The sequence below is a fragment of the Duganella sp. LjRoot269 genome, assembly GCF_964254095.1.
GTDB classification, from domain to species: domain Bacteria; phylum Pseudomonadota; class Gammaproteobacteria; order Burkholderiales; family Burkholderiaceae_D; genus Rugamonas; species Rugamonas hordei.
This window is the reverse complement of sequence record NZ_CAXUSL020000001.1, coordinates 3,604,766-3,617,946: the sequence shown is the minus strand read 5'-3', so window position 1 is coordinate 3,617,946 and position 13,181 is coordinate 3,604,766. Positions and strand designations below refer to the sequence as shown.

The 13,181-nt window shown below is 65.7% G+C and carries 11 protein-coding genes; 4 read left to right on the top strand and 7 right to left on the bottom strand.

What is annotated here, in order from left to right; all coding sequences use genetic code 11:
- Positions 1-185: 185 nt before the first annotated feature.
- Positions 186-1,937: a GGDEF domain-containing protein gene (locus ACSQ3S_RS16200; protein WP_436145031.1), complete on the top strand. Its 1,752-nt coding sequence runs from the start codon at positions 186-188 to the stop codon at positions 1,935-1,937.
- Positions 1,938-1,947: 10 nt separating this feature from the next.
- Here the strand turns inward: ACSQ3S_RS16200 and ACSQ3S_RS16195 are convergent, their stop codons facing one another.
- From ACSQ3S_RS16195 to ACSQ3S_RS16165, 7 genes are all read right to left on the bottom strand, one after another.
- Positions 1,948-3,333: a tetratricopeptide repeat protein gene (locus ACSQ3S_RS16195; RefSeq protein ID WP_436143015.1), complete on the bottom strand. Its 1,386-nt coding sequence runs from the start codon at positions 3,331-3,333 to the stop codon at positions 1,948-1,950.
- A 128-nt stretch (positions 3,334-3,461) separates the two neighbouring features.
- Positions 3,462-4,244 (bottom strand): metal ABC transporter permease, encoded by a 783-nt coding sequence (locus tag ACSQ3S_RS16190; protein WP_353398377.1) that lies wholly within the window; start codon positions 4,242-4,244, stop codon positions 3,462-3,464.
- Complete coding sequence (locus tag ACSQ3S_RS16185; RefSeq protein WP_353398374.1) at positions 4,241-5,149, bottom strand: metal ABC transporter substrate-binding protein; 909 nt, start codon at positions 5,147-5,149, stop codon at positions 4,241-4,243. The genes ACSQ3S_RS16190 and ACSQ3S_RS16185 overlap by 4 nt, the downstream gene beginning before the upstream one ends.
- A gap of 10 nt (positions 5,150-5,159) precedes the next feature.
- The gene (locus tag ACSQ3S_RS16180; RefSeq protein WP_436143014.1) at positions 5,160-6,623 is read right to left on the bottom strand and encodes a hypothetical protein; all 1,464 of its coding nucleotides are present in this window, start codon (positions 6,621-6,623) and stop codon (positions 5,160-5,162) included.
- Between the two features lie 74 nt (positions 6,624-6,697).
- Entirely contained in the window at positions 6,698-7,054 is a 357-nt protein-coding gene (locus ACSQ3S_RS16175) for a hypothetical protein (RefSeq protein WP_436143013.1), read from the bottom strand.
- A gap of 55 nt (positions 7,055-7,109) precedes the next feature.
- Positions 7,110-7,730: a 3'-5' exonuclease gene (locus ACSQ3S_RS16170; RefSeq protein WP_436143012.1), complete on the bottom strand. Its 621-nt coding sequence runs from the start codon at positions 7,728-7,730 to the stop codon at positions 7,110-7,112.
- 9 nt (positions 7,731-7,739) lie between these two features.
- Positions 7,740-8,990 (bottom strand): Hsp70 family protein, encoded by a 1,251-nt coding sequence (locus tag ACSQ3S_RS16165; protein WP_176650579.1) that lies wholly within the window; start codon positions 8,988-8,990, stop codon positions 7,740-7,742.
- Between the two features lie 199 nt (positions 8,991-9,189).
- On the opposite strand from ACSQ3S_RS16165, the gene ACSQ3S_RS16160 reads away from it, so the two are divergent.
- The 3 genes from ACSQ3S_RS16160 (at position 9,190) to ACSQ3S_RS16150 (ending at position 13,132) form a co-directional block, all read left to right on the top strand.
- Positions 9,190-10,308, top strand: coding sequence for a LacI family DNA-binding transcriptional regulator (locus ACSQ3S_RS16160; protein WP_176650578.1), 1,119 nt, complete (start codon positions 9,190-9,192; stop codon positions 10,306-10,308).
- Complete coding sequence (locus tag ACSQ3S_RS16155; RefSeq protein ID WP_436143011.1) at positions 10,305-12,488, top strand: UvrD-helicase domain-containing protein; 2,184 nt, start codon at positions 10,305-10,307, stop codon at positions 12,486-12,488. The genes ACSQ3S_RS16160 and ACSQ3S_RS16155 overlap by 4 nt, the downstream gene beginning before the upstream one ends.
- Before the next feature lie 116 nt (positions 12,489-12,604).
- Positions 12,605-13,132 (top strand): OmpA family protein, encoded by a 528-nt coding sequence (locus ACSQ3S_RS16150; RefSeq protein ID WP_353398359.1) that lies wholly within the window; start codon positions 12,605-12,607, stop codon positions 13,130-13,132.
- Positions 13,133-13,181 lie beyond the last annotated feature (49 nt).

Below are 13,181 nucleotides of genomic sequence, written 5' to 3'. Positions count from 1 at the left end.
CGGGGGTAGCGTCGGAGCAATAGATTTGTTTCTATACGTCATCATGCGGTCACAAAAGCGCGCTACGATCTGCCGGTTGAAGCCTATTGAGCACCGCCATCGTGAATTCCGTTCTCGGCCGCAAACCGCCGCAAGGCGCTACCGTCAGTTATCTCAAGCCCCTGGCAGAGGATGACGACGCCGTGCTGCGCGCGCATCTGCACGACATCCTCGCGCGGCGCCAGCTGAGTGCGCTGTTCCAGCCCATTGTACACATGCAGAGCGGCGAAATCATCGCCTACGAGGGCTTGATACGGGGGCCGTCCGACAGCCCGCTGCACTCGCCGATGAACTTGTTCAAGGTGGCGCGCGTCAACGGCCTGACGGTGCAGGTCGAGCACCTGTGCCGCAAGGTGGTGCTGGAACGCTTTGCCGAACTCAAGCTGCCGGGCAAGCTGTTCCTCAACGTCAGCCCGGAATGCCTGCTGCAGCGCGACGCGCGGCATGGCGAGACGCTGGAATACATCCACCAGATCGGCATCCACCCGGACCGCGTGATCATCGAGCTGACCGAAAACCAGCCGACCTACGACTACGACCTGATGCGCGAGGCGGTGCTGCATTACCGCAACATGGGCTTCCAGATCGCCATCGACGACCTTGGCGAAGGCTTTTCCAGCCTGCGGCTGTGGTCGGAACTGCGTCCCGAGTATGTCAAGATCGACATGCATTTTATTCAAGGCATCAACAACGACCCGGTCAAGCTGCAGTTCGTGCGCTCGATCCAGGAGATTGCCGACAAGTCCGACACGCTGGTCATCGCCGAGGGCATCGAGACCCAGGCCGAGCTGCTGGTGCTGCGCGACGTCGGCGTCGCCTTCGGCCAGGGCTACCACCTGGGCCGGCCCAACGCGCAACCGGCCCGCACCGCGCCGGCCGAGGTGGTCAAGGCGCTGGCGCGCAACGGCGTGGCGGTCTATCCGCAGCGCGGCGCCGAAAAAAACACGGCCAGCATCTACAAGCTGCTCAACCAGGTCGATGCCGTGCCGTCCTCCATGAACAACAACGACGTCTACGAAATCTTCGTCAAGCAGCCCAAGCTGCTGATCATCCCGGTGGTCGACGACGGCGAGCCGCTGGGGTTGATCAGCCGCTTCGACATGATCGACCACTTCGCCCGTCCCTACCAGCGCGAGCTGTACGGCAAGAAATCGTGCAAGCAGTTCATGGACCGCAAGCCGCTGATCGCCGACAAGGACACCAGCCTGCAGGACCTGAGCTTCCGCATGGTGCAGGCCGACGCCCATCACCTGTTCAACGGCTTCATCATCACCGACCAGGGCCGCTACCTGGGCATGGGCACCGGCCACGACCTGATGCGCGAGATCACGCAGATGCAGATCAACGCCGCGCGCTACGCCAATCCGCTGACCCAGCTGCCGGGCAACGTGCCGATCAACGAGCACATCGACCGCCTGCTGGAAAGCGGCACGCGGTTCTGGGTCTGCTATTTCGACCTGGACCACTTCAAGCCTTTCAACGACGTCTACGGCTACCGCCGCGGCGACGACGTGATCCAGCTGACCGGCCAGTTGCTCAGCGAGCGCTGCGACGCCAACCGCGACTTCGTCGGCCATATCGGCGGCGACGATTTCATGGTGCTGTTCCAGAGCGAGGATTGGGAGGAACGCTGCCAGGCCGTGCTGGAGCAGTTCGGGCATAGCGTGCTGGACTTCTACAGCCTCGAGGACCGCGAGCGCGGCGGCTATCTCAGCGAAGACCGCCAGGGCAAGAAAGTGTTTTATTCGCTGATGAGCTTGTCCGTCGGCGCGATCCGCGTCGAGCCGCGCCAGTACTACACCCACCACCAGATCGCCACTGCGGCGGCGGAATCCAAGAAGCAGGCCAAGAAGATACACGGCAACAGCCTGTTCATCGACCGCCGGCAAGTCGCCTGACAGGCAAAGGCTATAGCGGCCGCGTCAGCTTGCAGTGGGCGGCGCGCCATTCCCGCGCCTGTTCCTGCGCCGCCGCCATCGCTTGCGGCGTCAAGCCCAGTTCGGATTTCTTGCGGTTGCTGGCGGCGGCCAGTTCGCTGGCGTCGGCCGCCAGCAACAGCCACATGCACGCCTGCTGCACGTCGCGCGGCACGCCGCGGCCGCTGCCGTACATGCCGCCCAGGTTGAACTGCGCCATCGCGTGGCCCTGCCCGGCGGCCTTGCCATACCATTCCGCCGCCTGCCGGTCGTCCTGCGCCACGCCCAACCCGTTGGCATACATCACGCCCAGGTTGTTTTGCGCGCTGGCGTCGCCCTGCTCCGCCGCGCTGCGGTACCAGGTCACCGCGCGCGCCTCGTCCTTGGCCACACCGTGGCCGTTCGCGTACATCACGCCGACATTGAACTGCGCGTTCGGCGCCCCCTGCTCGGCGGCCATGCGGTACCACTCCAACGCACGCCGCTCGTCGCGCGCCACGCCGCGTCCGCGCGCGTACATGCCGCCGAGGTTGTACTGGGCCAGCACATGGCCGGACTCGGCCGCGCGGCGGTACCACGAAAACGCCAGCTCGTCGTCGCGGTCCACGCCCTTGCCGTTGGCCAGCATGATGCCCAGGTTGAACTGCGCGTCGGCGTCTTCCTGCTCGGCCGCGCGCTGCAGCCAAGCATAGGCGCGCAGCTGGTCGGCCGCCACACCCAAGCCCTCGGCGTAAGCCACGCCGACCAGCCGCTGCGCGACGGGATCGCCCTGCGCGGCGGCCTGGCGGAACCATGCCAGCGCCTGCGCATCGTTGCGCGCCACGCCGTGGCCGTGCTTGTACATCAAACCGAGATTGAGTTGTGCGCTGGGATCGTTTTGCAGCGCGGCCTTGCGGAACCAGGCCAGCGCCAGCGGAAAGTTGCGCCGCACGCCCATGCCGTGCACATAGGCTTCGCCGAGCAAGGTCTGGGCGCTGGCCGCCCCCTGCTCGGACGCGCGGTAAAACCACGACAAGGCGGTTTCATCATTGCGGGACACGCCGCGCCCCTTCTTGTACATCTGCCCCAGGTTTTGCTGGGCCGAGACGTCGCCCTGCTGGGCGGCGGCGCGAAACCAGCGCACCGCCTCCCGGTCGTCGCTGGTGACGCCGCGGCCGTTGTAGTACATCACCCCCAGATGGTTCTGGGCGAACGCCAGGCCCCGGTGCGCGGCCTTGAACATCCAGTAGAAAGCGCGGCCCTCGTCGCGCGCGATGCCGTCGCCTTTTTTGTAGAGCAACCCCAGATTGAACTGGGCGTACGCATCGCCGCGCTCGGCGGCTTCGCGATACCACAAATAGGTGTCGTACCCTTCCCTCGCCGAGCTCTGATTTTTCATGGCACACCTCAGTCCAACGCTGTCACAATGTTGGTTAAAGTGTAAAACGCACCCCGTTTCGTGGTTTGAGCGCGCTCAAATGCGTCATGATAAAATGTTATCGTTTTCAGTGATGACTCAGTGACGACTCAGTGATGAATGCTGCGTTGCCGGCCATTGGGCTTCGGACCCGCCGCGTACACGCCAATCGCCAGCACCGTCAGGCACCAGACGATCAAGGCGCCCGATGGCAGATCGTACAGTGTCGACAGCACCAGGCCGCTGGCATAGCCGGCGGCGCCGATCAGGTAAGCCAGCACTAGTCGTTTCTTGCCGGAATAATGGCGCACCGCCAGGCCGGGCACGATCAAGCTGGTGAACACCAGATAGACGCCCACCAGTTGTACCGAAGCTGTGACAGCGAGCGCGAAGATCAGGTAAAAGCCGAGCCGGCTCAAACGGTCGCGCAGGAAATACAGCAGCGCGCAGATGACCACTGTGCCGATGGCCGGCACCAGCAGCTGATCGTAGCGCACCCACAGGATCTGGCCGGCCAGCAAGTCCTGCAAATGCTCGCCGCCGTGCGGATTATGCGCCACCAGCAGCAAGCCGGCGGTCGCGGCCAGGATGAACATCACGCCGATCTGCGCTTCCTGCACTTCCGGCCAGCGCTTCTCGGTCCAGGTCAGCAGCAAGGCGCCCAGCACCGCCGCCGCGGCCGCCGCGCCCTGCACCGCCCAGCCCTGCGGATCGAGCTCGGCCACGCCGGCGATGATCACGCCCAGCGCGGCGATCTGCGCGATCGCCAGGTCGATAAACACGATGCCGCGCTTGAGCACCTGCGCGCCCAGCGGCACGTGCGTGGTCAGCACCAGCAGGCCCGCCAGCAGCGCCGGCAGGATGATCATCAGGTCCAGTGTTTCAGCGTTCATTTATTCGCATCCAGCAAGCGTTGTACAGTCGAATCGAACAGGCCGAACAAATCCTTGCTCTTGTCGTCGCCGCCCACGGAGAACGGCAGCACCACCGCCGGAATCTTGGCGTGCTCGGACAGCCACTGCGAAGCGCGGCCGTCCTGGTAGGCGGCGCGTATCACCATCTTGGCCGGCGCGCGCTGCAGCTGGTTGAGCAACTCCGACAGGTGCGCCGCGCTCGGCTCGACGCCCGGCTTGGGCTCCAGCGTGCCCACCTGGCGCAGGCCCAGCCAGCTCATCAGGTACTCCATGTTCTTGTGGTGCTCGACCACGGCCACGCCCTTCAGCGGCGCGGCCTGTTTTTCCCACTTCAGCATGGCGGCGTCCCAGCGCGCCGAGAAATCCTTCTGCCGCGCCTGGTAGTAGGCGGCGTTGGCGGGATCGAGCTCGGCCAGGCGCTTGGCCAGCGCCACCGCCACCAGCGCGATGTTGTGCGGGTTTTGCTGGATGTGCGGATTGCCGGCGGCGTGGACGTCGCCCTCGCTGCGGTCGACCTTGCTCGGCACGTCGAGGCGCTGCACGAACGCGCCGGCCTCGAAGTTGCCCGGCTGGCCGGCGGCGATCTTGCTGTTGCCCGACTGCTGGACCAGCACCGGCAGCCAGCCCACTTCCAGCTCCAGCCCGGTGCACACCAGCAGGTTGGCGTTGCGGGTGCGCGCGATCAGGCTCGGACGGGCCTCGACGCGGTGCGGATCCTGCAGCGCGTTGGTGGCGCTGGACACCTTGACCTTGTCGCCGCCCAGCTCATTGGTCAGCGCTTCCCATTCCGGCTCGCAGGCCAGCACGTTGAGGGCGGCGTGCGCCGACGTGGCCGCCACGCAGGCTGCGGCGGCCAACAGCAGTTGTTTGAGTGTGTGTTTCATTGCCTGCTCCTTAGAACGAGTGGGCAGCATGCGTGCCCAGGCTCATGATGTATTGAAGGAAAATCTGGTTGTCGGTGACGCCGGGACGCGACTTGTCGCGCGCCAGTTGCAGGCGCAGGCGCGAGAACTCGGACGGGCTGTAGTCGATCATGAAGCTGGTGCGCGACGGGTCGTACGCCTCCAGGACAGGCAGACTGGCCCAGCCCAGCACGCCGCTGTCGATCAGCCCGATGCGCTGCGAGCCGGACGACAGCCGGTCGTAACGCAGGCCGGCGCGCCAGGTCGGCATGAACTGATAGACGCTTTGCAGGTACCAGCCGGACTGCGTGCTGCGGTAGCTGCCGTTGGCGGCCTCGGCGGTGTCGACCGCGTAGTCCAGCGTGCCGGTTTCCTTGCGGCGGAAGTATTCGCCCTGCAGCTTGAAGTTGGTGTTGGTCGGATTGCCGTTCGGCGCCCATTTGTAGATGGCATCGGCGATCCACATATTGGTCTTGCCGCTGAAGCTGTTGGTCAGGCCCTGGTCTTCATAGGCGCGCTGCTCGGCGCCGGTATGCAGATAGGACACGCCGGCGCGGTAGCTGGCCGCATCGCCGATGTCGTCGCCGATGTGAGCGAACACGCTGACGGCGCCGGCGCCGTTCTTGTTCCGGTCGTTGCCTGGGAAGCCGCTGCCGCTGCCTGCCTCGACGCCGATTTCCAGGAACTGGTCGATCGGCGCCAGCCACTTGGCCTGCACGCCGTCCGGCTTGTACTGGCCGCCGAGGAAGGCCTGGTAGGCCAGCGGCGCGTCGACGAAGTCCCAGGTGTGGGCGTGCTGGCTGTTCAGGTAGCCGATGGAGGACAGGAAGCGGCCGGCCTTGATGTTCAGGCCGTTTTCCATGGCGCGGGTCTGGACGAAGGCTTCTTCCACCGATACCTCGTTGTCGCCGCTCAGCGAGAAGGTCAGCTGGCCGGCGAATTGCGGATCGATGTTGGCGGCCATGGTCAGCTCGGATTCGCCCAGGCTGAAGCCGCGCTTGCCCGGACCGACCTCGCCGCCGCTGGGCGCGAAGCCTTGCAGACGGTACTGGGTAGTATCCTGTTTCAGGTTTTGCAGCGTGCCGCCGAGGATCATCGAGATGTTCGGGTTGAACAGGTTGCTTGGCGCGTTGGCGCCGCCGACGGCCGACGGCGCTGCCGGCGTTTCAACGTAAGGCGCGGCGGCCACGGCATCGGCCGGCGGGGTCGTCGCCGGAGCGGCGGCCGAAGCGACGGCCGGCGCAGCCAGCTGCGCCTTGGCGGCGGCCGCATCCGATTGCGCCTGCTGCAGACGCTGCTCCAGCGCCTGCAGGCGGGCCTCGTAGGCGTCCTTCATCTGGCGGATCTCGGCGCGGATCTCGGCCAGTTCCTTTTGTTCTTTTTTATCGGCGGCATGCACTTGTGGTGCTGCCACGGCGGCGCTCAGGGCCGCCACGATTACGCTGTGCTTCAACATGTTGATTCCTGTAGAGAGATACGACGAACCGCCGCCTGCTCTGGGTGCAGCGGCAACGGATCCAACGGACGCAATCAGGACAGGACGGGCGGAGCTCGGGACAGGAAGCCGCAAACGGTGCGCTGGCAATCCAGCGCCGCGGGCGTGGAGGCGATGGCGACCGACGCATCGTTGTCGGCCAGCGGGAAGGAGTAGAAACGGGTGTCGGCGGCGGAGCCGATCTGCGCGAACGCCAGGCATTGGGCGCAGCTGTGATCGAGGCCCAGCTTGGTGATGCCGCCGGTGTCGTCAGCCGCCTGGTCGCTTGCCTGGGCGGCAAGCTGCACCGAACCCGCCGCCGCATGCGACAGCGCGTGCGAGAACCCCATCTGCTGGGAAAACACCAGCAGAAGCGACATCAGCACGTGGCAAAGGTTGCGGCGTATGTTCACAAAATACCAACAAACGGTTAATCGGTGCCGGTATTGTAATGCGAGTGACGCTTGGTCACCGCACTTTTTGTTTTTCCAGGAACTGGTGGACCTTGGCGGCCGCCAGCTTGTTGATCGACACCAACAAGGCCGGATCGACACCGGCGATGCCATAGGTGGCGCCGATATGTTTGCCGATATGAATCAGCACCTGCGCCGCCACTTCCGCGTCGGACTCGGCCCGGTGGGCCGCGCTGGCAAAGCGGATGCCTAGCTGTCCCGACAGATTGCCCAGCTTGTAGCTGGCCAGGTTGGGAAACACGCGGCGCGACAGTTTCAGCGAACACACCAGCGATTGATAGCCCGGCGTCAAGCCCAGCCGGGCCGCCTCGGCGCGCAGGAACTTGTCGTCGAAGCTGGCGTTGTGGGCGGACAGCGCGTCGCCGCCGATGAAGTCCAGCAGCTCCGGCACCACTTTCGATACCGGCGGCGCGCCGTCGACCATCGCCTGCGTGATGCCGGTCAGGCCGGTGATAAACGAAGGGATGCGCACATTGCAGTTGATCAGCGACACATAGCGCTCCACCACCTTGCCGTCGACGATGCGCAGCGCCGCCACTTCGGTGATGCGGTCGCCCATGTCGGGCGACAGGCCGGTGGTTTCAAAGTCGAGCATGACGATGGACTGGTTCAGCATCTCGTCACCTCAACCGAACTTGCGCACGGCGTCCAGCGCCAGGCCGGCGCCGATGCTGCCGAACAAATCGCCCTCGACCTTGCGCGCGGCCGGCACCAGCGCCGCGATGCGTTCGCGCAGCATGCGCACGCCGCTCGATCCGCCGGTGAAGAAGACGGTGTCGACATCGGCCGGCGCTACGCCTGCATCGCGCAGCAGGCTGAGCACGGTGTTCTCGACCGAGCCGACCAGGTGGCCGATCGACTCGTCGAACGCGGCGCGGTCCAGCTCGAGCGTGACGGCCGGCGACAGACGGTCCAGCTCCAGCTGCACGCGGGCGGCGTCGGACAAGGCGATCTTGCCCTCCTCCACCTTCATCGCCAGCCAGTGGCCGGCGCGCTCGTCGATCAGCCTTTGCAGGCGGCCCAGCTTTTCCTGCTCGGCCGAATCGCGCAGCAGGTCGGACAGCTGGGTCCACATCTTCTTGGTGTAGGCCTGGTTGATCGTGTGCCAGGTCGCCAGGTTGAAGTAGTAGCTCGACGGCACCTCGCTGTTGTTGCGCAGGCGGCTGCCGTAGCCCAGCAGCGGCATCACCGACGACAGGCTCAGGTATTTATCGAAGTCGGTGCCGCCGATGTGGACGCCGCCGTTGGCCAGGATGTCGTCGCGCCGCTCGGTTTTCTTCGCGCGCTCGGGCGACAGGCGCACCAGCGAAAAGTCCGAGGTGCCGCCGCCGATGTCGGCGATCAGCACCAGTTCCTCGCGGGCGATCTGCGACTCGTAGTCGAAGGCGGCGGCGATCGGTTCGAACTGGAAGGCGATGTCCTTGAAGCCGACCGAACGGGCCACCTCGGCCAGCGTGTCCTCGGCCAGCTGGTCGTTGTCGCTGCTGTCGTCGATGAAATGGACCGGACGACCGAACACGGCCGACGTGAACTGGCGGCCGGCCGACTGTTCGGCGCGGTGCTTGAGCTCGCCGATGAACTGGGCCAGCAGCGCGCGGAACGGCAGCGCGCGGCCGCCGACCTCGGTCTGGCCGTCGATCAGGCTGGTGCCGAGCAAACTCTTCATGGAACGCATCAGGCGTCCCTCGTAGCCGGCCAGGTATTCGGCCAGCGCCGCGCGGCCGAAGGTGACTTCCTCGTCCTCCGCGTTGAAGAACACGACCGACGGCAAGGTGGTCTTGCCATCCTCCAGCCCGAGCATCACGGGGTGGCCGGGACGCACCCAGCCCACGGTGGAATTTGACGTGCCAAAATCGACGCCGCAAGCTATGGCCATGTCAAATCCTTCAGATCGTAAAGGGGCGGTATCTTATCAGAAATTGCCGCAAAATCCCACCTTCGGGTAAAAATTGCATGGTGGCCACAACTAGCCGAATATTTCTTGAAAGAAAAACGATATTTGTTGCTATCGGACAAGTTTTTGATTATGCTCGACGGATTGAGACCTGCACAAGCAGCCACCCCGCATAAAAACAATGACCAAGACCAAGCCGACACTCGAAGTCAGCGCGACTGAACACAAAGCCACCATCGCCCGCGAAGCCCGCCGCGTCACCTCGTACGACGTGGCGCTGGTGGCCGGCGTATCGCAATCCGCGGTATCGCGCTGCTTCAAGCCGGGCGCCAGCGTCTCCAAGACCACCTACGCCCGCGTGATGAAGGCCGCCGCGCTGCTGGACTACATCCCCAACGCCGCCGCCCGCAGCCTGATCACGCGCCGTTCGAACATGGTGGCGGTGCTGATCACCAACCAGGCCAACCTGTACTATCCCGAACTGCTCGCCGAGCTGAGCCAGAACCTGACCACGCGCGGCAAGCGCGTGCTGCTGTTCACCTTGGAACGCGAGAGCGACGTCGACCGCGTGCTGGCCGACGTCTGGCAATTCCAGGTCGACGGCGTCATCGCCGCCGCCCGCCTCAGCGGCGACCACATCGCCGAATTCGAGCGGCGCGGCATGCCGCTGGTGCTGTTCAACCGCACGCTGCGCGACGAAAGCGTCAACACCGTCACCTGCGACCACCTGGAAGCGGGCCGCATGCTGGTCTCGCGCCTGGCCGCCGCCGGCCACCGCCGCTTCGGCATCATCGCCGGCACCGAGGATTCCACCGTCGCCAGCGAGCGTCGCCGCGGCGCCTGCGAGCGGCTGGCCGAACTGGGCCTGCCGCCGCCGGTCGTGGTGCCGGGCGAATACGACTACAAGAGCGGCGCCGCCGGCCTCAAGGCCATCATCGAGCAGATGGGCGGCGTGCCGGACGCCATCATCTGCGGCAGCGACGTGATGGCCATCGGCTGCCTCGACTGCGCCCGCCACCAGCTGGGCATCGCCGTGCCGGAGCAGATGTCGGTGGCCGGCTTCGACGCGGTCGAGCCGTCGAACTGGCTCAGCTACAACCTGACCACGCTGCGCCAGCCGATGCAAAAGATGGCCGCCGCCGCCGCCAACCTGCTGTGCGCCGTCATCGACAGCCGGGAAACCGAGATCGAACGGCGCGTGTTTAGCGCCCAGTTCATCGAGGGGGCGACCGCGCGCCTGCAGCCATTGCAGCCACCGGTGTCCGCCATCCCCGCGCCGCTCGCTATAATGTGCGGATGAGCGCTGTCCAAACCAATAATCCTCCCCGTTTCACCCCGCATGGCCTGATCCCCACCGCAGAGCAGACCGCGATCCAGCTGGCCCAGAACAAGGTGGTGCTGGTGGACGCCAACGCCGGCGCCGCCAAGACCACCACGCTGGCGCTGCGCATCGGCGAGGCGCTGGCGCGCAAGCTGGCGCCGGAGCAGATCCTGGCGCTGACCTTCACGCCCGAGGCGCGCGACGTCATGCGCCAGCGGCTGCTCGACGTCGGCGTGCCGGCGGCGCTGGCCGCGCGCGTGGCGGTGCAGACCTTCGAGGATTTCGCGGCCCAACAGCTGGACCGCATCGACGGCGACTCGCTGCGCCAGTGCGCCGAGGCGCGCCAGCTCAAGGCCTACGCGCTGGAGGCGGTCGACCGCGTCGGCGAGCGCTACGCCGGCGGCCTCGACGGCCTGGAGCCGCAAACCCACAGCATCGCGCTGGCCCAGTTTCTCGACCTGCAGCTGCAATTGAAGGCGACGATGGCGCTGGCCACCGACGTGGAATTCATGGGCGTGGAGGAAGCGGCCGAGTTGCTGGGCGTGCCGCTGACCGACTACCTGACCACCATCGAATACGAAACGTTGCGGCTGGACGGCGGCGCGGGCGCGGTGTTCCGCGGCCCGTTCGACGCCACCTACGACCTGGCCTGCAACCTGGACGGCGGCGCGCGCCTGGCCGAGCACTTTCCCGACTACCGGCTGGTGCTGTGCGACGAGCTGCACGACCTGAACGAGGCCGCCTTCCGCATCCTCGACGCGCTGGTCGTCAGGCCGCAATGCTTCTTCGTCGGCGCCGGCGACAAGGACCAGGTGATCCACGCCAGGCTGGGCGCCAGCGAGCAGTACCTGAACCGCCGCTTCGCGCAGAGCTATCCGAAGCTGGTGCGCTATCCGCTCACCTACAGCTACCGCCACGGCCCGCACCTGGCCTACGCCATGGCCGAATTCAAGCAGAAGGCGGTGGAATCGAGCCTGCCGCTGCGCACCGAGATCCGCCAGGCCCACTACGACGACGCCGCCGGCTGCGCGCTGCAGGCCATCGCCGCGATCAAGCAATGGAAGGCCGGCGGCCAACCGCTGGACGGCTGCGCCATCCTGATACGCGACCGCCATCAGTCGATGGCCATCGAGAACGCGCTGATCGAAGCGGACATCGACTACCGCACGCCGGCCATGGCCGGCTACCTGCAGCGCGACGAGATGCTGTTCCTGCGCGGCCTGCTGGCGATCGCGCTGAAGGACTTCGCCGCCGTCAAGTCCGAACAGGTGCGCGGCGCGATTGTCGACGCCATGCTGGCCTTCAGCGAAATGCGCTTCACGGCGCGCCGCATCGACAACTTCAAGGCGCAGATCGTCAAGGATCCGGCGCTGCTGGGCGAGTTGTTCCTGATCGAGGACGAGCGCCGCGACGACGAGGAAACCAGCTACCGCGACGTCGCCAGCCAGGCCACCAAGCAGGCGGTGATCGCCACCATCGCCTGGCTGTCCACGGTCGACCAGGCCACGCCGGCGGCCGACGTGCTGCGCGAAGTGTGCGAGCGGGTCAAGCTGGTGGCGACGGCGCGGCGCATCTTTGTGCGTCCCTACGAAGCGGGCGTGGTCAACAAATCGGTGGCGGGACTGCTGGAATCGGCCGCCGCCTCGGGCCAGACGCTGCGCGAGTTCTGGGCCGCGATGAACGCCCGAGAAGCCTTCATCCGCCGCAAGCGCGAACGCAAGGCGGTGCTGATCGAATGCGTGGCCAACGCCAAGGGCAAGGAATTCGACCACGTGATCCTGCCCTTTTTGCAGGCCGACGAATTCCCGCACCCGACCCAGCCCAAGGCCGACGAGGAAAACCTGTTCTACGTCGGCGCCACCCGCGCCCGCGTGCGCCTGACCTTGCTCTCGCCCGCCGACGCGGCGCTGCGCAGCGCCTTCATCGCCCAGATGCGGCTGCCGAAATCGGCCGCCGCCGCCGACGGCGCCGTGGCCCGCAACCAGTCGCAGAGAGCCGCCGCGCCCGCCGCCGCGCCGTCGCGCCACTACCTGAGCGCCACCTTCCACGAGAAGGACCAGGTCAAGGCGCTGGGCGCGCAATTCGACATCGCCCGCCGCGCCTGGTACGTCGAAGCGGGCAAGGATCTGGCGCCATTCGCTCCCTGGCTGAAAAAATAATGCATTGAGTCAATTCTTCTCAGGGAAACCCTTATATAATACCGCTCGCGGCTGGCTGTACAGCCTCATACCCATGCAGTTCCCTACAAAAACTGAAACCATTCGGGAGTTTTTCCATGAAAGCACAACAAAAAATCTTGCTGGCAGCCTGCGCACTGGCCGTCCTGAGCGCCTGCAGCACCCCAGCCCCTGTCGTTGCCCCGGCACCGGCACCTGCGCCGGTCGCTCCTGCACCGGTCGCTCCAGCTCCAGCACCAGTGGCCGCTCCGGTTGCCGTGGTTCTGCCAGCCTACCTGGACCCGAACAGCTCGATCTACAAGAACCGCAGCGTGTTCTTCGACTTCGACAAGTACACCGTCAAGCCGGAGTTCAGCGCGCTGGTCGCCGATCACGGCAAATTCCTGTCGGCCAATCCTAACGTGTCGATCAAGGTCGAAGGCAACACCGACGAACGCGGCGGCACCGAGTACAACCTGGCCCTGGGCCAGAAGCGCGCCCAAGCCGTCATCACCGCCCTGAAAGTACAAGGCGTGAAAGACAGCCAGATGGAAGCCGTCAGCTTCGGTAAAGAAAAAGCCACCGGCAGCGACGACGCAGCCCGCGCACAAAACCGCCGCGCAGACATCGTCTACCCAAGCAAGTAATCGCCCTTCAAAACGCCCGGCCCAAGCCGGGCGTTTTTACTTTCAGGTT

Excerpts from the sequence above, each read along its gene's own strand:
- ACSQ3S_RS16155 (WP_436143011.1), top strand. The coding sequence starts at position 10,305 with ATGAGCGCTGTCCAAACCAATAATCCTCCCCGTTTCACCCCGCATGGC.
- ACSQ3S_RS16165 (WP_176650579.1), bottom strand. The coding sequence starts at position 8,990 with ATGGCCATAGCTTGCGGCGTCGATTTTGGCACGTCAAATTCCACCGTG.
- ACSQ3S_RS16180 (WP_436143014.1), bottom strand. The coding sequence starts at position 6,623 with ATGTTGAAGCACAGCGTAATCGTGGCGGCCCTGAGCGCCGCCGTGGCA.
- ACSQ3S_RS16190 (WP_353398377.1), bottom strand. The coding sequence starts at position 4,244 with ATGAACGCTGAAACACTGGACCTGATGATCATCCTGCCGGCGCTGCTG.
- ACSQ3S_RS16150 (WP_353398359.1), top strand. The coding sequence starts at position 12,605 with ATGAAAGCACAACAAAAAATCTTGCTGGCAGCCTGCGCACTGGCCGTC.
- ACSQ3S_RS16195 (WP_436143015.1), bottom strand. The coding sequence starts at position 3,333 with ATGAAAAATCAGAGCTCGGCGAGGGAAGGGTACGACACCTATTTGTGG.
- ACSQ3S_RS16170 (WP_436143012.1), bottom strand. The coding sequence starts at position 7,730 with ATGCTGAACCAGTCCATCGTCATGCTCGACTTTGAAACCACCGGCCTG.
- ACSQ3S_RS16160 (WP_176650578.1), top strand. The coding sequence starts at position 9,190 with ATGACCAAGACCAAGCCGACACTCGAAGTCAGCGCGACTGAACACAAA.
- ACSQ3S_RS16185 (WP_353398374.1), bottom strand. The coding sequence starts at position 5,149 with ATGAAACACACACTCAAACAACTGCTGTTGGCCGCCGCAGCCTGCGTG.